General features: G+C 72.9%; 18 protein-coding genes and 1 pseudogene. 13 read left to right on the top strand and 6 right to left on the bottom strand.

The genetic code is table 11. The features are described 5' to 3' along the window. The first annotated feature begins 124 nt into the window (after positions 1-124). On the top strand, positions 125-556 hold the full coding sequence (locus GLX30_RS07665) for an ATP-binding protein (RefSeq protein WP_159685204.1): 432 nt from the start codon (positions 125-127) through the stop codon (positions 554-556). A 120-nt stretch (positions 557-676) separates the two neighbouring features. On the opposite strand, the gene GLX30_RS07660 is transcribed toward GLX30_RS07665, so the two are convergent. After that, positions 677-1738 carry a DUF2637 domain-containing protein gene (locus GLX30_RS07660; protein WP_159685201.1) on the bottom strand — a complete coding sequence of 354 codons (1062 nt, stop codon included), beginning with the start codon at positions 1736-1738 and terminating at the stop codon, positions 677-679. A gap of 195 nt (positions 1739-1933) precedes the next feature. Continuing rightward, the gene (locus tag GLX30_RS07655) at positions 1934-2779 is read right to left on the bottom strand and encodes a (2Fe-2S)-binding protein (protein ID WP_159685199.1); all 846 of its coding nucleotides are present in this window, start codon (positions 2777-2779) and stop codon (positions 1934-1936) included. A gap of 150 nt (positions 2780-2929) precedes the next feature. Between GLX30_RS07655 and GLX30_RS07650 the strand changes: the two genes are divergently transcribed. The 3 genes from GLX30_RS07650 (at position 2930) to GLX30_RS07640 (ending at position 5367) form a co-directional block, all read left to right on the top strand. After that, a complete protein-coding gene (locus tag GLX30_RS07650; protein WP_159685196.1) occupies positions 2930-3691 on the top strand; it encodes a GntR family transcriptional regulator in 762 nt (253 codons plus the stop codon). A 51-nt stretch (positions 3692-3742) separates the two neighbouring features. Further along, a complete protein-coding gene (locus tag GLX30_RS07645; protein WP_159685193.1) occupies positions 3743-4912 on the top strand; it encodes a hypothetical protein in 1170 nt (389 codons plus the stop codon). Positions 4913-4998: 86 nt separating this feature from the next. After that, positions 4999-5367, top strand: a complete 369-nt coding sequence (locus GLX30_RS07640; RefSeq protein WP_244258058.1) for a hypothetical protein — start codon at positions 4999-5001, stop codon at positions 5365-5367. Here the strand turns inward: GLX30_RS07640 and GLX30_RS07635 are convergent, their stop codons facing one another. The 3 genes and pseudogenes from GLX30_RS07635 to GLX30_RS07625 all read right to left on the bottom strand — a co-directional run. Beyond that, complete coding sequence (locus tag GLX30_RS07635; RefSeq protein ID WP_159685190.1) at positions 5368-5886, bottom strand: dual specificity protein phosphatase family protein; 519 nt, start codon at positions 5884-5886, stop codon at positions 5368-5370. Further along, complete coding sequence (locus GLX30_RS07630) at positions 5883-6680, bottom strand: hypothetical protein (RefSeq protein ID WP_244258057.1); 798 nt, start codon at positions 6678-6680, stop codon at positions 5883-5885. The genes GLX30_RS07635 and GLX30_RS07630 overlap by 4 nt, the downstream gene beginning before the upstream one ends. Before the next feature lie 101 nt (positions 6681-6781). Further along, positions 6782-7792 (bottom strand): annotated as a pseudogene (locus GLX30_RS07625) (hypothetical protein); the annotation flags it as partial. 41 nt (positions 7793-7833) lie between these two features. On the opposite strand from GLX30_RS07625, the gene GLX30_RS07620 reads away from it, so the two are divergent. Beyond that, positions 7834-8211, top strand: a complete 378-nt coding sequence (locus GLX30_RS07620) for an ATP-binding cassette domain-containing protein (RefSeq protein ID WP_244258056.1) — start codon at positions 7834-7836, stop codon at positions 8209-8211. 39 nt (positions 8212-8250) lie between these two features. On the opposite strand, the gene GLX30_RS07615 is transcribed toward GLX30_RS07620, so the two are convergent. Continuing rightward, positions 8251-9939, bottom strand: a complete 1689-nt coding sequence (locus GLX30_RS07615) for a PucR family transcriptional regulator ligand-binding domain-containing protein (RefSeq protein WP_159685184.1) — start codon at positions 9937-9939, stop codon at positions 8251-8253. Positions 9940-10231: 292 nt separating this feature from the next. Between GLX30_RS07615 and GLX30_RS07610 the strand changes: the two genes are divergently transcribed. The 8 genes from GLX30_RS07610 to GLX30_RS07575 all read left to right on the top strand — a co-directional run bounded on the left by GLX30_RS07610 (position 10232) and on the right by GLX30_RS07575 (position 20449). Then, the gene (locus GLX30_RS07610) at positions 10232-11122 is read left to right on the top strand and encodes a xanthine dehydrogenase family protein subunit M (protein ID WP_159685181.1); all 891 of its coding nucleotides are present in this window, start codon (positions 10232-10234) and stop codon (positions 11120-11122) included. A 2-nt stretch (positions 11123-11124) separates the two neighbouring features. After that, positions 11125-11715, top strand: a complete 591-nt coding sequence (locus GLX30_RS07605) for a (2Fe-2S)-binding protein (RefSeq protein ID WP_159685178.1) — start codon at positions 11125-11127, stop codon at positions 11713-11715. A gap of 2 nt (positions 11716-11717) precedes the next feature. Beyond that, positions 11718-14093: a xanthine dehydrogenase subunit D gene (gene pucD, locus GLX30_RS07600; RefSeq protein ID WP_159685175.1), complete on the top strand. Its 2376-nt coding sequence runs from the start codon at positions 11718-11720 to the stop codon at positions 14091-14093. A gap of 244 nt (positions 14094-14337) precedes the next feature. Next, the gene (locus GLX30_RS07595; RefSeq protein ID WP_159685172.1) at positions 14338-15819 is read left to right on the top strand and encodes an NCS2 family permease; all 1482 of its coding nucleotides are present in this window, start codon (positions 14338-14340) and stop codon (positions 15817-15819) included. Between the two features lie 30 nt (positions 15820-15849). Continuing rightward, positions 15850-17001 carry an XdhC/CoxI family protein gene (locus GLX30_RS07590; RefSeq protein WP_159685169.1) on the top strand — a complete coding sequence of 384 codons (1152 nt, stop codon included), beginning with the start codon at positions 15850-15852 and terminating at the stop codon, positions 16999-17001. 122 nt (positions 17002-17123) lie between these two features. Beyond that, positions 17124-17519 (top strand): helix-turn-helix transcriptional regulator, encoded by a 396-nt coding sequence (locus GLX30_RS07585; RefSeq protein WP_159685166.1) that lies wholly within the window; start codon positions 17124-17126, stop codon positions 17517-17519. Positions 17520-17590: 71 nt separating this feature from the next. After that, positions 17591-18406 (top strand): molybdate ABC transporter substrate-binding protein, encoded by an 816-nt coding sequence (gene modA / locus GLX30_RS07580; RefSeq protein ID WP_159685163.1) that lies wholly within the window; start codon positions 17591-17593, stop codon positions 18404-18406. Positions 18407-18454: 48 nt separating this feature from the next. Further along, entirely contained in the window at positions 18455-20449 is a 1995-nt protein-coding gene (locus GLX30_RS07575) for an ABC transporter permease (protein WP_159685160.1), read from the top strand. The last annotated feature ends 73 nt before the right edge of the window (positions 20450-20522 follow it).

The raw sequence follows: 20522 nt of genomic DNA, 5'->3' as shown, positions 1-20522 counted from the left end.
GGCCCCAGGCATCGGCGTCCGGGTCGGGGAACTGACGCAATCGGCATGAGTGGTGTCCCCCCGGCGGGGCATGCATCCGGTGACGCTACGAAGCCAAAGCTCGTTCCGATGTGGGTGGGGGAAGATGACTGGACGTCACGGGGGCGCGGTCCGGGGCCGACTGCATCGCAGACTCGGCAACGGCGATCTCACGGCCGTGCCCGAAGTGCGGCACGCGTTACGCGACCTGTTGGGCAAGTGGCCGGAGCGGGCGGAGGACGGCACGGCGGATGCGGCCGACGTGGCCGAGCTGCTCGCCAGCGAGCTGGTGACCAACGCCCTGATCCACACCGACCACGGAGCGGTGGTGACGGCCACCGTCGAGGACTCGCGCCTCCACGTGGAGGTCCAGGACTTCATGGCAGGGCTGCCCGTGCCGGACATACCGACCGCCGAGCTCGGTACGGGCGGCAGGGGGCTGGTACTGGTGGAGCGCCTGGCCGACGCGTGGGGCGTGCGTACGGCCCAGGGGGTGGGCAAGGTGATCTGGTTCGAGCTGCACGCGCAGGCGGCCTGACCAGCGGCCCCTGGACCTTAGACCGCTGACCGGCGGCTTCCCGTTGCAGACCCCGACCGGACGCCGCGCCAGGAGCCCTGGCCAGGTCCGGCGAGGCCGTTCCCGGCCGCAGGGTCCGCTTCAGCCGAACTGCTGCTCCAGATCCTTGAGTTTGCGCTCCAGGGAGTCGAGACGTGGCAGGGCCTGGGTGTCGTCCTCGGCCGTGAGGTCGACCGTGACGGGTTCCGGCTTGAGCGCCTGGAGCGACGGCCGGGCCCGCAGGGGCAGTTGTCCGGGCTCCGCTATGACAGGCTCCACGACGGACGAGGACGAGCTCCCCGGCTGCTGGGAGCCGCCGGTGGCCGGTCCGAGGGCGGGCAGTTGCGTTCCCCGGTCCGCCCGGCCCAGGCCCCAGCTGCGGTGCTGCCGGTTGAGGGCCCTGATCTGGGCGCGCTCCAGCTTCTCCCGGTCGCGTCGGCGCATCCGGTTCTGCTGCTTCTGCCGCCGGTCCTCGCGCACCTCGTCGACCGCCTCGTCCAGGGTCCGCACGCCCTCGAGGAGCATCAGCGACCAGGCCGCGAAGGTCTCCCTGGGCGCCCGCAGCCACCGTACGATCCGGATCTGCGGCAGCGGCCGGGGCACCAGCCCCTGCTCGCGCAGCGCCGCCCGGCGGGTCTGCTTCAGCGCCCGGTCGAACAGGACGGCGGCGGACAGCGACATGCCCGCGAAGAACTGCGGTGCGCCCGCGTGGTCGAGGCCTCTGGGCGCGTGCACCCAGTTGAACCAGGCCGCCGCGCCCGCGAACGTCCACACCAGGAGCCGGGAGCCGAGGGCCGCGTCACCGTGGCTGGCCTCCCGTACGGCGAGGACGGAGCAGAACATGGCCGCCCCGTCGAGGCCGAACGGCACCAGGTACTCCCAGCCGCCGGTCAGGTTCAGGTTCTGCCGGCCGAAGCCCACCAGTCCGTGGAAGGAGAGTGCCGCCGCGACGGCGGCGCAGCAGAAGAGGAGTACGTAGGAGGCGGTTCCGTAGACGGCCTCCTTGCGCCTGCGGCGCTCCTCGCTGCGCTCCCACGAGTCATCGGCCGCGGCCTTGTCACCGGCGCGCTTGCCGCGCGCGAGCACCGCCACCGCCGCCAGGACTCCCAGGATCATCACGGCGCCCGGAAGCAGCCAGTCCAGCGATATGTCGGTCAGTCTCATGTGCGGTGTCCCTTGCATCGCGGTAGGGCGTTTCGGCCGCCATATTGCCGAACGCGGGGGACACCCAGGGGCTTTCCGAGCAAGAGAACGCCAACGGGGCCGTCCCGTACGCGAATAGGTGCGATCTGCTCGAACTGGCGCGTGGGCAGCGCGAGTTACGTTCGAATTGATGCCACTCGAAAAGGTGGCGTGGAATCACGCGGTCTGTTGAAGGCGGGCGACCCGGTCGGCGTCGCAGGTGCGCGGGCAGGTGACACAGGTGTCCTCCGGCCGCAGCGTGTAGAACAGGCAGCAGCTGGCCCGGTCGCGGGTCGGCAGCGCTTCGCCGTTCGGACCCGTCAGCTCGCGGAACCCGGCGGTGCCCACGTACGGCTTGGTCGTGCCCGGCAGCAACTGCTCGAGCTCCGCCACCGCGCGCTGCTCCTCGCCGAGCAGGTGGGCGACGTACCACAGGCCCTCGACGATCTCGTCGGTCGCCATCCCCCACAGGGCCCGCTTGCCGCGGCGCATCCGGGCTCCGAAGCCGTCGAGGACCGGTCCGATGTGCTCGGCGACGGCCGCGCGGACCTCGTCGCGCAGCGCCTCCTCGTCCGGTACGACGCGGGCGCCGGGCAGCTGTGCGGCGGGGTCGTCCGGCAGGCAGGCGAACTCCCGGATCCGTACCGTCATGTGACCCAGCGCACGCTGGAAGGAGACGTCTTCGACCGGGACCCTCGGCACCCTGCGCACCAGGAACCACGGGACGGTGACCAGGAGGCAGGCGGGCCAGGCGTAGCGGTGCAGACCGAAGCTGGCGACGACGTCGGGGCGGGCCTGCTGCCCGTAGTCCCGGAGCACCTGGGCGTTGTCCCAGGCGAGGAAGGTGTCGAGCGGGGCGCCGCCGGCCGCCAGGTCGGCCGCCCGGACCCAGCCGGCGCCGTCGGGCGTCGGGCGGTCGTCCGTGAGCTCCTTCACGCGCAGCCCGGGGAAGACCTCGGCGAGACGGGCGTAGGCGTCCGTAACGGGGGAGGTGAGGCCGGGCATCAGTGCAGGAACGGTCATGCTGGGGACCACCGCATCGCGATCGTTAGCAGGTAAGCCTTACCTTACCCGATGATCTCGATGTTTGAACTGTGGCCCGGGCCGCCTATCGTGCACTCAGAGCCCCGCATCCGCCAGCCGGGCCGGGCGGACTGCCGGAGGAGGACCCGAGTGGAACAGGCCAGAGCGCGTGACCTCGCCGTTCCGCAGCCGTACGCCTCCCTCCGCGTGCCCGCGCAGGGCCGTCCCGGGGCCGCCCAGGAACAGGTCCGCGGCGAGCACACCCACAGCGAGCCCCCGGCCCCCCGTCCCGTGCAGCGTCATTCGGTGCGCGGTCAGATCCTCGACGCCCTGCGTACGGCCCTGGTCGACGGCGACCTCGTCCCCGGCGAGGTCTACTCGGCGCCGGTCCTCGGCGAGCGCTACGGCGTGTCGGCGACACCGGTGCGCGAGGCGATGCAGCAGCTGGTCATGGAGGGCGCCGTCGAGGTCGTGCCGAACCGCGGCTTCCGCGTCGCCCGGCGTACCGCCCGCGAACTGGCCGAGCTGGCGGAGGTCCGCGCGCTGATCGAGGTGCCGGTCATGCTGCGGCTGGCCCGCACCGTCCCGGCCGACCGTTGGAGCGCGCTGCGCCCGTTGGCAGAGGCGACGGCCGCCGCGGCCGCGACCGGCGACCGGGCGAGCTACGCGGAGACCGACCGCGCCTTCCACCGGGCGGTCCTCGCCCTCGCGGGCAACGAGCAACTGCTGACGGTGGCGGACGATCTCCACCGGCGTTCCCAGTGGCCGCTCAGCGGCGCGCCCACCACCCGCCGCGCGGACCTTGTCGCGGACGCGGCGGAACACACGGCGCTGTTGGACGCGCTGGCGGCCCAGGACCTCACGGTGGTCCAGGCGCTGGTGCGGGAGCACTTCGCGGGCTCGGACATCTGAGCGCGCCCCGGGACCCGAGGGGACGACGACGTGCGCGGCACGGTGTGGGCGGTGGCGAACCAACTGGGCGTCGTGGCGGGCACCCCCGCCGAACTGCTGTCCGCGCTGCTGGCGGCTCCGCCGCGCACCGTGCGGCTCGGCGGCGCGGGCCACGATCCCGCCCAAGTGTCGGAACTGGCCGACGTGCTCCGGGAGTTCGGTCACGTACGGGTGGTCGTGGAAGCTCCCGACGACCACACCCCTGTCAGCAAGCCCTGTGACGACGGGCCCGTGGACACGGCCGACGCGGAAGCGGTCTGCGCGGCCGACCCCGTGCGGGTGACCGCCGCCTACGAGTCGGCCGACGACGAGTGCGGCGGCCTGCGCGGTGCCTGGCTGCGGGCCGGCCAGTCACTGATCCGCGACCAGGACCCGGCCCTGCGTGCCCTGGTCCTGCAGACCGCCCTGCCGGCGGATGCGGAGCCGCGGGTACGGCAGGCACTGGCACGGTCCGCCGAGGCAGCGCCCTGGCGCATGGAGTGGGTCCGGCCCCGCAAGGTCGCCGCCTTGACCGTCCTGCCGGACGGCGCGCTGGTCGTGGCCGATCCGGGCGGTGGGGTGCGCGTCCTTCCCGACGGTGTCCGGCAGCAGTCGACGGCAACCCGGGTCAAGGCCGCCGCCGTGCTGAGGGAGGACACGGTCCTCCTCCTGGACGAACGCGGCCGGCTCCACCGGCACGGCGGCACCGGGACCGCGCTGACGAAGGCCGTCGCCGCCACCCTCGCCCGTCATCCGGGCACGGCGCTCGCGGCGGCGGCGGACGTCGTGCTGGTCGGCGACCGGATGGGCTCGGTGCACGCCTTCGGCTCGGACGGCCTCCACCAGGCGGCTCTGCACTCCGGCCGTGTCACCGCTCTTGCCGCCACCGCGTCACCCTCGCTCGCGGTCCGGACCGGGGGCGCGGACGGAGCAGTCCGCGCCTGGTCGCCCGCGGGCGGCGGGTACGGATCGACCGTGTCGCAGCGGCCTGCGCCGGTCGTCGCCCTGCACACGGGACCGACGCCCGAGGGGCCGGCCCTCGCGGTCGCCTGGGCGGACGGCCTGGCGGAACTGCACCGCCAGCGGAGGCGCGACGTGCTCACGTTCCGCCCGGGTCCGGCGATCCGGGCCGTCGCCGTCACAGCCGACGGAGCTCTGTGGGTCGGCACGGACGAGACCCTGGTCCGTCTCCGGCCCCGCTGACCCGGCCGACGGCCACCTCTCCAACAGGGCCTCGGCCAGGCTGCATTAGGGTGTCCGTTCGAGTTGTCCGACAGGTGGGGGCCGACATGACCGCGGAATCTCCGGAGGTGCCGGAGTCGTCCATATCCGACGAGGAGTGGGCGAGGTTCCAGCTCGAGAGCGAGGGGCCCGCGCGGCCGGCCGCGCCCAAGGAACCGTCCGCCAGGGCGCGAATGGTCACCGAACGGCTGCGGCGGGCCGACGAGGAGGCCGCCCGGCGGCAGGGCCGGTTGACGCGCTGGGCACGCCGCGGGAAGCCGGTGGAGGCGAGGCCGGACGGGTGGCGGGAGTGGCCCGGCCGGCCGCCGACCGTGAAACCGCGCAGCAGGGCGCGCGGATTCGTCTGGGCGGGCGTCGTGGTCGTCCTGGTGCTGCTCGCCATGAATCCGCAGCGGGTCCTCGCCTGGGTGACGTGATCAACTTGCGGGCGGTGGCTCCAGTCCGGACAGCAGCGAGGCGATGTCCAGTCCGGTGAGCAGGTACTGCTCGAACGCCGCATTGTGCAGCGCCCACGGCGAACGCCGCAGTCTGACCCGGTCGATGGCGCCCTCGGCGTCATGTCCCAGCTCGATGAGGGTCTGGGCGGCCACCAGCCCGGCACGGTTGTAGCCGGAATAGCAGCGCACCAGCACCCGGCGGCCCGCCCGCACGGCGTCGGCGGCCGTCAGCGCCACCCGGCGCACCCGGTCGATCTCGTCGGCGGTCAGCCAGTCGTCGGGGATGGGGACGACATGATGCTCCACACCCTCGGCGGGGCCGTGGCCCTCGCGGGTGTAGAGGCTGATCACGACGTCGAACTCGTCGGCGACCACGACGTCCTGGTGCCGGCCGCCGGTGTCCGCCCAGACGTGACCGCCGACCCACAGGCCGGTGGTGATCTCGTCCCACCGGCTGCGCGGCTCGGGGACGTCGCCTTCCCTGCGGCGGGTCCTCACTGGCCCGCGGGCTCGGGCTCGGCCACCGACGGCTGTGGAGGCACCACGGGCGACAACTGCGCGCCCAGCCACACCGGCACGCCGCCCAGCAGCCGGAACAGCCTGCGCGCCTCGGAACGCAGGCGGCCCGCCTCCGGCTCCGGCTCGCAGTCCGCGAGCCCGGCGAGCGCCGGCGCGGTGCCGATCAGGTAACCGAGGTCCTCCCGGATGCGCAGGCACTCGGAGAAGCCGTGCCGGGCCTGCGCCAACTCGCCTTCCCGCAGGGCGAGTCCGGCCTGCTGCTGCCAGGTGAACGACAGCAGCAGCGGGTCGTTCTGCGCCTTCGCGCCGGCGTGGGCACGCTGGTAGGCGGCGAGGGCCGCCTGCGGGGCGTCCGCGATGTGCTCGGACACCAGTCCGCGCCGGAAGTCGAGCAGCGGGCGTCTCGGAGAGGCGGGGGAGAGCAGCGCGGTCGCCCTGCCGAGCGCGGAGCGGGCCTCGTCGGCCCGGTCCCGTACGCCGAGACGGGTCGCCGCGTAGGCCAGTCGGCCGCGCTCGCTCGCGGCGCCACCGCGTTCCTCGTCGTCGCGGGCGACGGCTTCCGCCGTGCGCAGCGCGTCCTCCGCCTCCGCCCAGCCCTCGCAGGTGAACAGGCAGCGCTCGACGAGCAGTCCGGCCCGTTCCAGCGCCGCCGCGGGGTCCGCGGCACGGGGCGCGAGCAGCGCCGCCGCATCGGTCCAACAGCCGCGCGAACGCAGCCGCCATACCGCGGTCTGGAGTGGATCGTCACCTGCTGTGGTTCCGGAACCAGACATGGCGGTATGCGCCACTTGCCCTCCCCGAGCACGCCATCGAGCTGTTGAGTCAGACGGCATCTCAGCACGGATCCGCACGCCTGGCCAAGGGTTCAGGTGAATCAATTCACAATCTTTCGGCGGCCGACCGGGTCACCATGGGCGCCGTCGCCCGGGGAGATCAGGGCGAGATGACCCCCGTCGTTGAGCGGTGTGGGCACCTGCAAGGTCGTCACCTGGGGGGATGTGCCAGGGGTCGCGCCGGCGTCAATCAAGTGGATCTCTCCATGACCCCCACGGGTGACGGCGACGAGTGATGATCCGGGTGACGCGGCGATCGCCCGGCGCTGCACCCCGTCCCACGGCGTGCCGCCGGGCCGGGGTGCGCCGTCCATCGCGGGCAGCGGCAGCCGGGCGGCTACGGCGGGGGAGTCCGAGTCCGTCGCGACGAGGACGAGTTCGTCGCCGTCGGGGTGCACGCGGGCGTAGGCGGCGTGGCGCGCGGAGACCGCGAGACGGAGGACGAGCCCAGGGCCGAGCGGAAGGCGCCCGGTGGTGTCGTGCTCCAGCGAGTGCCACCAGGCGTCGTTGGTCCACTCCGGCCAGCGGCCCGGGTCCGCCCGGCCCGCCCCGTACGCATGACCACAGCGTCCGGCGTGCGGGATCGAGACGCAGGTAGCCGCGTCCTTCGCCGGCCCACGACAGCGGCTCCTCCGCCACCAGGGCGCCGTCGTCGCGACGGGCGCGCCGGACCCCGGAGCCGGTGGCCGCGAACAGCCGACCGGACACGGGGTCGTGGGCGTCGCCGTGCCCGTCGTCGTCGGCGAGCGGCAGTTCGGCCGCGGGTACGGCGGGCGGGCAGGCCGGCGCGGCGCTCATCAGATCGGCGTGCCGGTAGGCGGTGAGCGAGCCCGGCTCGCGGTGGCGCAGGACGACGAGCGCGTCCTCCTCGCCGGTGCCACCGAGGACGTTGACGCCGGGCTCGCCCACGCGTGTGCGGACCCGCACCGAACGCGGTCCCCCCGGTGCGCCGAGTCCACGGCTGTCAGCAGGTCGCTCCACGCCTCCCAGTTGCGGCCGAGTCCGGTGGTGACGGCGAGCAGCCGCCCGGTCGGGTCTGCGGCGAGATGCTCCCGACGCGGACGCGGCGGCCTTCGCGGAGGAGGCGGTGCGGGTGGCCGGCGTCGACCGGATCGCCACGGAACTGCCCGACGGGCACGAGACGCGCGTCGGTGAACGCGGCACGACCCTCTCCGGCGGCCAGCGTGCCCGTATCGGCCTCGCCCGCGCCCTGCTGACGCGCCCGCGTGTGCTGGTCCTGGACGAGACGACGGCCAACCTCGACACCGAGGGTGACGCGGCGGTGTCGTCGGCGCTGACGTCCGGCGCGCCCCTGCGCACGACCGTGGTCGTGGCCCACCGCCCGTCGACGATCCGCAGCGCGGACCGGGTGGCGGTGCTGGAGTCGGGACGGGTCGTGCAGACGGGGACGTGGGCGGAACTGACGGCGGAGGGCGGCGCGTTCGCGAGGGTGCTGGCGCGGGGGGCGTAGGCGGGCGGAGCCTGTTCCCCTCCCCGCCCAGCCACCCCCTCAGCTCATCCGCAACGCCAGGAAGAAGTCCAGCTTGTCCTCCAGGCGCGACAGGTCACGCCCCGTCAGCTGCTCGATGCGGCCCACCCGGTACCGCAGCGTGTTCACATGCAGGTGCAGGCGTGTCGCGCACCGGGTCCAGGAGCCGTCGGAGTCGAGGAACGCCTCCAGCGTGGGGATGAGCTCCGCGCGGTGGCGGCGGTCGTAGTCCCGCAGCGGGTCGAGCAGGCGGGCCGTGAAGGCCCGGCGGACGTCGTCGGGGACGAACGGCAGCAGCAGTACGTGCGAGGCGAGTTCGTGGTGGCCCGCGGCGCACACCCGGCCGGGCCGTGCCGCGGCCACCCGGCGGGCGTGGCGGGCCTCCTCGAGGGCGCCGCGCAGGGCCTCCGCCGAGTGCACGGCCGCGCTGACGCCCAGCGTGAGGCGTCCGTCGTCGGCCAGACCGGCGGTCAGCGGGGCGCGTACGGACTCGAGGAGCACGTCGGCGTGCAGTCCGGCGTCGACCGGGGGCGGGTCCTCGTCCTCGAGGCCGGCGAGGCCCACGACCGGCAGTGGCACGAGGGCGATCGCCTCGTCGCCGGTGTGGGCGACCGCGATCCGGTCGGCGGATTCGGCCCCGGCGGCCGACGGGTCGACGAGGATCTCCTCGAGGAGCGACTGGGCCACCGGCCCGGTCCCGACGGTCGAGTCGGCGCCCCAGTCCACGCGGGCGACGATCACCTGCCAGTGCGGTGCCGCGCCGAGGCCCGGTAGCAGCACGGGTGCGGCGACCCGTAGCCGTGCCGCGATCTCGGCGGGGGCCGCGCCGGTCTGTACGAGTTCCAGGACCTCCTGGGCGAGCCGCCGCCGTACCGTGCGGGCCGCCTCGCGCCGGTCCCTTTCCACGGCGATCAGCTGGGTGACGCCCTGGAGCAGGTCGAGCCGTGCCTCCGGCCAGTCGGCGGCGTCCGCCTCCACGGCCAGCAGCCAGTCGGAGAGCACGCCCTCCCGTACGTCCCTGACGGCCGGCGCGGCGCCCCTTCCGGTGTTCCGGATCGGGAAGAGGGAGTAGGCCGCTCCGCGGACGACGGTCCGGTGCGGGGCGCGCCGGCCGGTGCGTACGGCGGCGAGGTGTTCGCCGGCGAGGGTCGCGGCGACCTCCGGCGGCAGCCCCTCTCCGACGCCGGCGATCTGCCGTCCGGTGGCGGACAGGACCCATGCCCGGAGGTCCAGGTCCGAGCCGAGCAGGTCCAGTACCGCGTCGGGGCCGCCGCCCGCCGGACCGGACGTCATCAGGCGCCTGTGTCTGTCGACGACTGCCGCGAGGTCTCCGGCGCGTTCGCCGGAGACCTGCCGTACGACGTACTCGGTGATCGTCGCGAACGCGACGGATTCGTTCACTGCGAACAGCGGCAGCCGGTGGCGCAAACACGCCTGGACAAGATCGTCGGGAATGTCGCCGAGTTCCGCTTCGCCCGCGGCGAGCCCAGCGACCTGCGCGGCGGCGAGGATCCGGACGAACGGCTCCGAGTCCTCCGCGCCGTGCCGCCAGGCGAGCCCGGTGAGCACCAGTTCGCCGCCGGACAGGTACCGGCTGGGGTCACGCAGGTCCGTGGTCATCACGCCACGGACCCCGCGGTCGAGCTCGTCCTCGCCGCCGAGCAGCCGCAGCCCCAGCGCGTCGTTGTCCAGCAGTGCGCGCAGCCGCATCTCGTCGCCGCCGATCTGTCTCGTTGTTGCCGGTCATGGCCAAAGATCTGTCGCCGGCGTTTCCAGGGGGAAACGGTGAGGTTGCTGATCTCCGCCTTTCGTTCGAATCTACAAGACGAGGGAGGCGACCAGCCAACTCCTTCATGGTTTCGGTGACTGCACCGTCCGGATCGGGCCTTGTGTACTGGACCACATCGCGTGAACAGCAGATGAACGACGGCATATGACACGTCGAGGGCCGGCCGTCCGGGCCCACCGCGACGAACTACCCCGATCGAGAAGAGAGCCACCCATGGACTTCCTTCGCCCCGCCAGCTGGGAGGAGGCGCTCGCCGCCAAGGCCGAGCACCCCACGGCTGTCCCCATCGCGGGTGGCACCGACGTGATGGTCGAGATCAACTTCGACCACCGTCGGCCGGAGTACCTCCTCGACCTGAACCGCATCGGTGAGCTGACCGAGTGGGAGGTCGGTGGCGAGAGTGTCCGTCTGGGTGCCTCCGTCCCGTACACCGCGATCATGGAGAACCTGCGCGCGGAGCTGCCCGGGCTCGCGCTGGCGTCGCACACGGTCGCCTCCCCGCAGATCCGCAACCGCGGCGGTGTCGGTGGCAACCTCGGCACCGCGTCCCCGGCCGGCGACGCCCACCCGGCGCTGCTCGCCGCCGGTGCCGAGGTCGAGGTGGAGTCCGTACGCGGCTCCCGCCTGATCCCGATCGACGAGTTCTACACGGGCGTCAAGCGCAACGCGCTCGCCGCCGACGAGCTCATCCGCGCCGTCCACATCAAGAAGGCCGACGGCCCGCAGCAGTACTCCAAGGTGGGTACCCGCAACGCCATGGTGATCGCTGTCTGCGCCTTCGGCCTCGCCCTGCACCCCGAGACCCGCACCGTGCGCACCGGTATCGGCTCCGCCGCCCCCACACCGGTCCGCGCCGAGGCCGCGGAGGACTTCCTGAACGCCGCGCTCGAAGAGGGCGGATTCTGGGAGAGCGGGGACATCATCACCCCGTCGATCGCCAAGCAGTTCGCGGAGCTCGCCTCCGGCTCCTGCAACCCGATCGACGACGTGCGCGGCACGGCGAAGTACCGCCGTCACGCGGTCGGCATCATGGCCCGCCGCACGCTCGGCTGGACCTGGGAGCAGTACCGCGGCACCGCCCGCACGCTTGAAGGAGCTGCATAACGATGCGCGTCAATTTCACCGTGAACGGACGCCGGCAGGAAGCGGACGACGTCTGGGAGGGCGAGAGCCTGCTCTACGTGCTGCGCGAGCGCCTCGGTCTCCCCGGTTCGAAGAACGCTTGTGAGCAGGGCGAATGCGGTTCCTGCACCGTCAGACTCGACGGCGTTCCCGTCTGCTCCTGCCTGGTCGCCGCCGGCCAGGTCGAGGGCCGCGAGGTCGTCACCGTCGAGGGCCTCGCGGACTACGCCAGGCAGCGCGAGCAGAGTGCCTGTGGCACGGGAGCCTGCGGCACCAGCCTCCAGGACGCCCAGCAGTGGAGCGCGAAGGGAACCGACTCGCACACCGGCGAGGGCACCGAGCTCGCCCCGATCCAGCAGGCGTTCATCGACGCCGGCGCCGTGCAGTGCGGTTTCTGCACCCCCGGCCTGCTGGTCGCCGCCGACGAGATGCTGGAGCACAACCCGTCGCCGACCGACGAGGACATCCGCGAAGCGCTCTCCGGCAACCTCTGCCGCTGCACCGGTTACGAGAAGATCCTCGACGCTGTGCGCCTCGCGGCCGCCCGTCAGGGAAACCAGGAAGCGACGGTCTGACGATGGCCACCACCGGCACACCCACGAACCTCACCCAGAAGACCAGAGGCGGCATCGGAGAGTCCACGCTCCGGCCCGACGGCACCCTCAAGGTCACCGGCGAGTTCGCGTACTCCTCCGACATGTGGCACGAGGACATGCTCTGGGGCCAGCTCCTGCGCTCCACGGTCGCGCACGCCGAGATCGTCTCCATCGACACCTCGGAGGCCCTCGCCCAGGCCGGCGTCTACGCGGTCCTCACCTACGACGACCTGCCGACCGACGTGAAGAACTACGGTCTGGAGATCCAGGACACCCCGGTCCTCGCCAACGGCGTCGTACGCCACCACGGCGAGCCCGTGGCCCTGGTCGCCGCCGACCACCCGGAGACCGCACGCCGCGCCGCCGCCAAGATCAAGGTCGAGTACAAGGAGTTGCCCGTCGTCACCGACGAGGCCTCCGCGACCGCGCCGGACGCCCCGCTGCTGCACCCCGGCCGCGACGACCACCACGCCGGCCATGTGCCGCATCCGAACATCGTGCACCGCCAGCCGATCGTGCGCGGCGACGCCGACGAGGCCGCCGGGCGCGCCGACGTCATCGTCTCCGGCGAGTACACCTTCGGCATGCAGGACCAGGCGTTCCTCGGACCCGAGTCCGGTCTCGCCGTGCCGGCAGAGGACGGCGGCGTGGACCTGTACGTCGCGACCCAGTGGCTCCACTCCGACCTGCGGCAGATCGCCCCGGTCCTCGGCCTGCCCGAGGGCAAGGTCCGGATGACGCTCTCCGGCGTCGGCGGTGCGTTCGGCGGCCGAGAGGACCTGTCGATGCAGATCCACGCCTGCCTGCTGGCCCTGCGCACCGGCAAGCCCGTCAAGATCGTCTACAACCGGTTCGAGTCCTTCTTCGGGCACGTCCACCGCCACCCGGCGAAGCTCTGGTACGAGCACGGCGCCACCCGCGACGGCAAGATCACGCACATGAAGTGCCGGATCGTGCTGGACGGCGGCGCCTACGCCTCCGCCTCGCCGGCCGTCGTCGGCAACGCCTCCTCGCTCTCCGTCGGGCCGTACGTCATCGACGACGTCGACATCGAGGCGATCGCCCTCTACACCAACAACCCGCCGTGCGGCGCCATGCGCGGCTTCGGCGCGGTCCAGGCGTGCTTCGCCTACGAGGCGCAGATGGACAAGCTGGCGAAGGCCCTCGACATGGACCCCGTCGAGCTCCGGCAGCTCAACGCCATGGAGCAGGGCACGCTGCTGCCGACCGGCCAGCCGGTCGACTCGCCCGCCCCGGTCGCCGAACTGCTGCGCCGCGTCAAGGCCCGCCCGCTGCCGCCCGAGCGCCAGTGGGAGTCCACCGAGGGCTCGGACGTCCGCGCGCTGCCCGGCGGCCTGTCCAACACCACGCACGGCGAGGGCGTCGTACGGGGCGTCGGCTACGCGGTCGGCATCAAGAACGTCGGCTTCTCCGAGGGCTTCGACGACTACTCCACCGCCAAGGTGCGCATGGAGGTCATCGCGGGCGAGCCCGTCGCCACCGTGCACACCGCGATGGCGGAGGTCGGCCAGGGCGGTGTCACCGTGCACGCCCAGATCGCCCGCACCGAGCTCGGCGTCTCGCAGGTCACGATCAGCCCCGCCGACACGCAGGTCGGCTCCGCGGGCTCCACGTCCGCCTCCCGCCAGACCTATGTCACCGGCGGCGCCGTGAAGAACTCCTGCGAGCTGGTCCGCGAGAAGGTCCTCGAGATCGGCCGCCGCAAGTTCGGCAGCTACCACCCGGCCTGGGCCACCGCCGAGCTGCTCCTGGAGAGCGGCAAGGTCGTCACCGACGGCGGCGAGGTACTGGCCGACCTGGTGGAGCTGCTGGACGACGAGGCCGTCGAGATCGAGGCCCAGTGGCGCCACCGCCCCACCGAGGCGTTCGACCTGCGCACAGGGCAGGGCAACGGCCACGTCCAGTACTCCTTCGCCGCGCACCGCGCGGTGGTCGAGGTGGACACCGAGCTCGGTCTGGTGAAGGTGATCGAGCTGGCCTGCGCCCAGGACGTCGGCAAGGCCCTCAACCCGCTGTCCGTCATCGGCCAGATCCAGGGTGGCACCACCCAGGGCCTGGGCGTCGCGGTCATGGAGGAGATCATCGTCGACCCGAAGACCGCGAAGGTCAGGAACCCGTCCTTCACGGACTATCTGATCCCGACCATCCTCGACACGCCGACCATCCCGGTCGACGTGCTCGAACTCGCCGACGACAACGCCCCCTACGGGTTGCGCGGCATCGGCGAGGCCCCCACCCTGTCGTCCACCCCGGCCGTCCTCGCGGCGATCCGGAACGCGACGGGACTGGAACTGGACAGGACGCCGGTGCGCCCCGAGCACCTCACCGGCACCTGATCCTCTCCCCACTTCTCCGGGCGGTGCGAGCCATGCCTCCAAGGAACCAGCCGGTTTCCCGCAGGCCCGCGCCGCCCGGGGAGAACAAGTGCCGCACCGCTCGCGGCCGCAGCAGCACCGCAGTACCCCGAAGAGCGAGTTCGTCTCGGGCCGTCCCCCGGGTCGTGCAGCCAAGCACCATCCCAAATCCCGCCATCACCAGTCTCCACGGCGGGTGCCCCTGTGAACCTTGGGAGTAGGCACCATGACCCAGCAGTCCACCGAGCCCCGGACCACGGCGGAGGATGCCGGCGCGGGAACGCGTCAGCCCGCCGGGCGGTCCTGGCTCGACCGGTATTTCCACATCACCAAGAGAGGCTCGACCGTCGGCCGGGAGGTGCGTGGCGGCATCACCACCTTCATGGCGATGGCGTACATCATCCTGCTCAACCCGGTGATCCTGTCGGTGCCCGACGCGGCCGGTAACAGGCTCGACGGTGATCAGCTGACCACCGCAACCGCCTTCGCCGCCGCGGCGACCACCATCGTGATGGGCCTCGTCGGCAATGTGCCGCTCGCCCTGGCCGCGGGACTCAGCGTCTCCGCCGTCATGGCCTTCCAGGTCGCGCCCGAGATGACCTGGGAAAACGCGATGGGCATGTGCGTCATCTACGGCGCCGTGATCGTCCTGCTCGTCGTCACCGGTCTCCGTGAACTGATCATGAACGCGATCCCGCTGGCGCTGAAGCACGCCATCACCATGGGGATCGGCCTGTTCGTCTGTCTCATCGGCCTGGTCCAGGCCGGATTCGTGACCTCCATGCCCGGCGAAGGGGGCATCGCCGGCGCCAAGCCGATCCAGCTCGGTACCAGCGACATGCTGACCGGCTGGCCGGTTCTCTGCTTCGCCGTCACCGTCCTGCTGATCTTCATGCTGCAGGTCCGCAAGGTCCCCGGCGCCATCCTCATCGGCATCATCGGCGGCACGCTGTTCGCCGCCGCGGTCCACCAGTTCGCCGGCCTCGACAAGGCGGCCTGGGGCGGCCTCAACGCACCCGAGATCACCGGTTCCATAGTCTCGAGCCCCGACTTCGGGCTGTTCGGCGCCGTCTCCTTCGACGGGATGGCCAGCGTCGGCGGCATCACCGTCGGCGTCATCGTCTTCACCCTGGTGCTGGCCGGCTTCTTCGACGCCATGGGAACCATCATCGGCATCGGCCAGCAGGCCGGCCTCGCCGACGACAAGGGCAAGATGCCGGGCCTCAACCGGGCCCTGGCCATCGACGGCGCGGGCGGCGCGATCGGTGGTGTCGCGGGCGCCTCCGGCCAGACCGTCTTCGTCGAGTCGACCGCCGGCGTCGGCGACGGCGCGCGCACCGGCCTCGCCAGCGTCGTCACGGGTCTCGCGTTCACGCTGTGCCTGTTCTTCACGCCGCTCGCCCAGGTCATCCCCACCCAGGTCGCGGCCGCCGCTCTGGTCGTCATCGGCTCGATGATGTTGACCAACGCCAAGCACATCGACTGGAACGACTCCGCGACCTCGATCCCGGTCTTCCTGACCACGGTGCTGATGCCGTTCACGTACTCCATCACCGCGGGCATCGCGGCCGGAGTCATCGCCCATGTGCTGATCAAGGCCGTCCAGGGCCGGACACGCGAGGTGGGCTGGCTGATGTGGGTCCTGGCCGTCGTCTTCCTCGCCTACTTCGCGCTGCACCCCATCGAGGGCTGGCTCGGAGTCAAGTAACCGCCCCCGGAACACCCGAAGGAGACCGACATGCTGGACATCGCCGACGAGCTGAACCGGTGGGTCGAGCAGGGCCGCAGCTTCGCCGTCGCCACCGTCGTGGCCGTCGGCGGCAGCGCGCCCAGGCAGCCGGGCGCCGCCCTCGCCGTCGACAGCGAGGGCACGGCGATCGGCTCGGTCTCCGGAGGGTGTGTGGAGGGCGCCGTGTACGAGCTGTGCCGGCAGGCGCTCGAGGACGGCGAAAGCGTTCTCGAGCAGTTCGGCTACAGCGACGAGGACGCCTTCGCCGTCGGCCTGACCTGCGGCGGCGTCATCGACATCCTCGTCACTCCTGTGCACGCCGACGCGCCCGGCAGGGAGGTGTTCGCGGCCGCGCTGGCCACCGCCGCCCGAGGGGAGGCGGCGGCGGTCGCGCGGATCACGGACGCGCCTGCCGGCCTCGCGGGCAGCGCCCTGCTCGTACGGCCCGACGGCACGTACGACGGCACCCTCGGCGGCCATCGCGAACTGGACCGCACGGCGGCCCGCGAGGCCGGGGCGATGCTGGACGCAGGCCGCACCGGCACCGTCGTCATCGGCGAGGACGGCTCCCGCTGCGGCCGGCCGCTGACGCTCCTCGTCGAGTCGAGCGTCCCCGCACCGAGGATGATCGTCTTCGGTGCCGTCGACTTCGCCGCCGCCCTGGTGCGCGTCGGCAAGTTCCTCGGCTACCACGTCACCGTCTGCGACGCGCGGCCCGTCTTCGCGACCGCGAGCCGCTTCAAGGAGGCGGACGAGGTCGTCGTCGAGTGGCCGCACCGCTACCTGGAGTCGACCGAGGTCGACGGCCGTACGGTGCTGTGCGTACTGACCCACGACGCCAAGTTCGACGTACCGCTGCTCGAGCTCGCCCTGAGGCTGCCGGTCGCCTACGTGGGCGCGATGGGCTCCCGCCGCACCCACGAGGACCGCAACAGGCGGCTGCGCGAGGTCGGGGTCTCGGACCTCGAACTCGCCCGGCTGCGCTCACCGATCGGTCTCGACCTCGGCGCCCGTTCGCCGGAGGAGACCGCGCTGTCCATCGGCGCGGAGATCGTGGCGAACCGCCGCGGCGGCACCGGTGTCTCCCTGGCCGGCGCGCACACCCCCATCCACCACGACGGCCCCGACGCGCCCACCGGGCGAATCGGGTCGGTGGCGTAGGCACCGGCGGGCCGCCCACGGCGGAACGCTCCCCGTGGTATCGCCCAAGTGAGCCGCATCTGCCATGGAGGTTCGGCCGAACAGGCTGTACCTGCGACCTCGATGCGCCTATCGTGGCGCATATGCAGTCCTACACCATCGGTCAGGCGGCGCGGCTGCTCGGTGTCAGCGCCGACACGGCGCGGCGCTGGGCCGACGCCGGTCGGGTCGCGACCCATCGCGACGACAGCGGGCGGCGCCTCGTCGACGGCCGGGACCTGGCCGCGTTCTCCGTCGAGGTCGCCCAGGGCGGCGTCGGCGACGAGGAGACCTCCTACACGTCGGCGCGCAACGCGTTCCCCGGCATCGTCACCGCCGTAAAGCTCGGCGACGTCGCCGCGCAGGTCGAGATCCAGGCCGGGCCGCACCGGCTCGTGTCCCTGCTGACCCGCGAAGCCGTCGAGGAACTCGGACTGGAGGTCGGCATGCAGGCCACCGCCCGGGTGAAGTCCACGAACGTGCACATCGACCGCGCCTGAACCGGGCGCCCGGCCGCAGACGGAGCCGACCGCGTCAAGCGGCGCACCGCGACACAGAGGAGTCCCGTCCCGTGTTCCCCACCCCCGGCGGACGCCGCCGCTCGCCCGTTCCCGGGCGACGCCGTGCCGCGGCCGCGATCCTGACGGCCACCCTGCTCGCCACGCTCGCCGCCTGCGGCACCGACGACGCCGGGAGCGGGAAGAGCGCCTCCGGCGAACCGTCCACCCGCCTGACCGTGCTCGCCGCGTCCTCGCTCACCGACGTCTTCAGGACGGCGGGCGACGCCTACGAGAAGGCGCACCCCGGCACGGAGCTCGCCTTCTCCTTCGCCGGCTCGCAGGAGCTCGCCGCGCAGGTCAGGCAGGGCGCTCCGGCCGACGCCCTGGTCACCGCCGACAGCAGGACCATGGACGGCCTCGCCGCCGACACCGGCTCCCCGGTGGTCATCGCCAAGAACAGGCTGGTCATCGCCACCGGGAAGGGCAATCCGCACAAGATCGGTTCGCTGGAGGACCTCGCCGGGACCAAACTCAAGGTCGTGCTCGCGGCGCCCGAGGTCCCCGTCGGCCGCTACAGCAGGCAGATCCTCCAGGGCCGTGACGTCGACGTGCGTCCGGTGTCCGAGGAGCCGAACGTCCGGGCCGTGCTCAGCAAGGTGGAGCTGGGCGAGGCCGACGCGGGAATCGTCTACCGCACGGACGCCGCCGTCGCCGCCGACCGGGTCGACGCCGTCGACATCCCCGACGGCCACAACGCCGTCGCCTCCTACCCGGCCGCGACGCTGAAGTCGTCGCAGAACGCCGATGCGGCGGAGGCGTTCGTGACCTGGCTGACCGGCCCAGAGGCCCAGAAGATCCTCCGGGACGCGGGCTTCCAGCAGCCGTAGCCGCTCATCGCCGGCCGTCCCGTCCCCGCCCGATCACCAGGACGCACCATGAAGCGCCTACGCGACACGACCCCGCCCCGCCTCCCCGGCAGGCGGGACCGGCCCGGCGGGGACCCCCGAGCGCGGACGCCCGCGGTCCTGGCCGTACCCGCGCTGCTCGCCGTCGCCTTCCTGCTGCTCCCCTTGGCGGGCATCCTCGGCCGGACCGCCTGGAGCGACGTCGGCGGCCATCTGACCACCCCCGGCGTCACCGAGGCGCTGCGGCTGTCGCTCGTTGTCTCCTTCTGGGCGCTCGGGCTGTCCCTGCTGCTCGGTGTGCCGCTCGCCTGGGTGCTGGCACGGACCGACTTCCCGGGCAAGACGCTCGTCCGCTCGCTGGTCCTCCTGCCCATGGTGCTGCCACCCACCGTCGGGGGAGTGGCGCTGCTGCTCGCCTTCGGCCGGCGCGGACTGCTGGGGCCCTGGCTGGACGACACCTTCGGCATCACACTGCCGTTCCACACCTCCGGCGCCGTTCTCGCCGCGACCTTCGTGGCCATGCCGTTCCTCGTCATCAGCCTCGAGGGCGCCCTGGGCGGTCTGCGCCCGGGCTACGAGGAGACGGCCGCCTCACTCGGCGCCTCGCCGCTCCGGGTCTTCCTCACCGTCACCCTGCCGATGGTCGCCCCCGGGCTGATCGCCGGAGCGGCACTGACCTGGGCCCGGGCGCTCGGCGAGTTCGGCGCGACGATCACCTTCGCCGGCAATCTGCCGGGCACCACGCAGACCCTGCCCTTGCAGGTGTATCTGCTGCTCCAGGAAGAACCGGACGCGGCGACGTCGCTCTCGCTCCTGCTGCTCGTCATCGCCATGGCCGTGCTGATCGCCCTCCGGGGCCGATGGACGGGCGGGGCACCGCCTGCCGCGGCCCGCCCCGCGCCCGCCGCCGTCCCCGAGCCGGACGAACCCGGCCCACTATCCCCCGAAGCCCCGGCGACCCCGGCGACCGGGTCGGTGGCCGCGGACGGACGCTGGCCGCTGCACGCGGAGGTCACCGGCTTCGACGAACTCACCCTCGACGCCGCCCCCGGCACCACCATCGCCGTCGTCGGCCCCAACGGCGCGGGCAAGACGACCCTGCTGCGCGCCCTCCTCGGGCTGACCCCGCGCGCCCACGCCGCCCTGCGGCTCGGCGACACCGACGTGTCCGCCCTGCCGCCCCACCGTCGCGGTGTGGCCTGGGTGCCCCAGGACGGCGCGCTGTTCCCCCACCTGAGCGCCCTCGGCAACACCGCGTACGGGCTGCGTGCGCGGGGCGTCGCCCGTACGGAGGCCCGCCGCAGCGCACAGGAGTGGCTCGAACGGCTCGGCGTCGGCCAACTCGCCGCCCGCAGGCCCGCGCAGCTCTCCGGCGGCCAGGCCCAGCGCGTCGCCCTCGCCCGCGCCCTCGCCGCCCGGCCGCGGCTGCTGCTGCTGGACGAACCGCTCGCCGCCCTCGACCAGACGACCCGGGCCCGTGTACGCCACACCCTGCGCGGCCATCTCGACGACTTCGGCGGCGTCTGCCTGATCGTCACTCACGACCCGGTGGAGGCAGTGTCGCTGGCCGACCGGGTACTCGTCCTCGACGACGGCCGCGCCGTCCAGGACGCGCCGCCTGCGGAGGTCACCCGCCATCCTCGTTCGCCGTGGGTCGCGCGGATGCTCGGCCGCAACGCCTGGCCCGGCACGGCCGTGGCGGGCGGCATCGAACTCGCCGGCGGCGGACGGCTCGTGGTGGCCGACCCGCTGGCCCCGGGCGCGGACGTCCTCGCGATCATCGCTCCGGAAGCGGTGTCCGTGCACCGCGAACGCCCCGGCGGCAGCCCCCGCAACGCCTGGCCTGGCACCGTACGCGAGATCACCACCGTGGGCAGCCGGCTGCGTGTTCTCGTCACCTCACCGCACGCGCCGGACCTGGTCGCCGAGATCACCCCGCAGGCGGCGGCCGAACTGGGCCTCGCGGAGGGGGAGTCGGTCTGGACGGGCGTCAAGGCCACCGAGGTCACCGTGGTCGGCCTGTAGCTCCCCACCGGCCCCGTTCGCGCGACGCGGTGAGCTGTGACGTTTCCGTGGGCGGTGACGCTGACACTACGGG

Source organism: Streptomyces sp. Tu 2975, from assembly GCF_009832925.1.
GTDB lineage: Bacteria > Actinomycetota > Actinomycetes > Streptomycetales > Streptomycetaceae > Streptomyces.
Note: the sequence above shows the minus strand (reverse complement) of the source record. Positions and strands in the feature narration are given on the sequence as shown.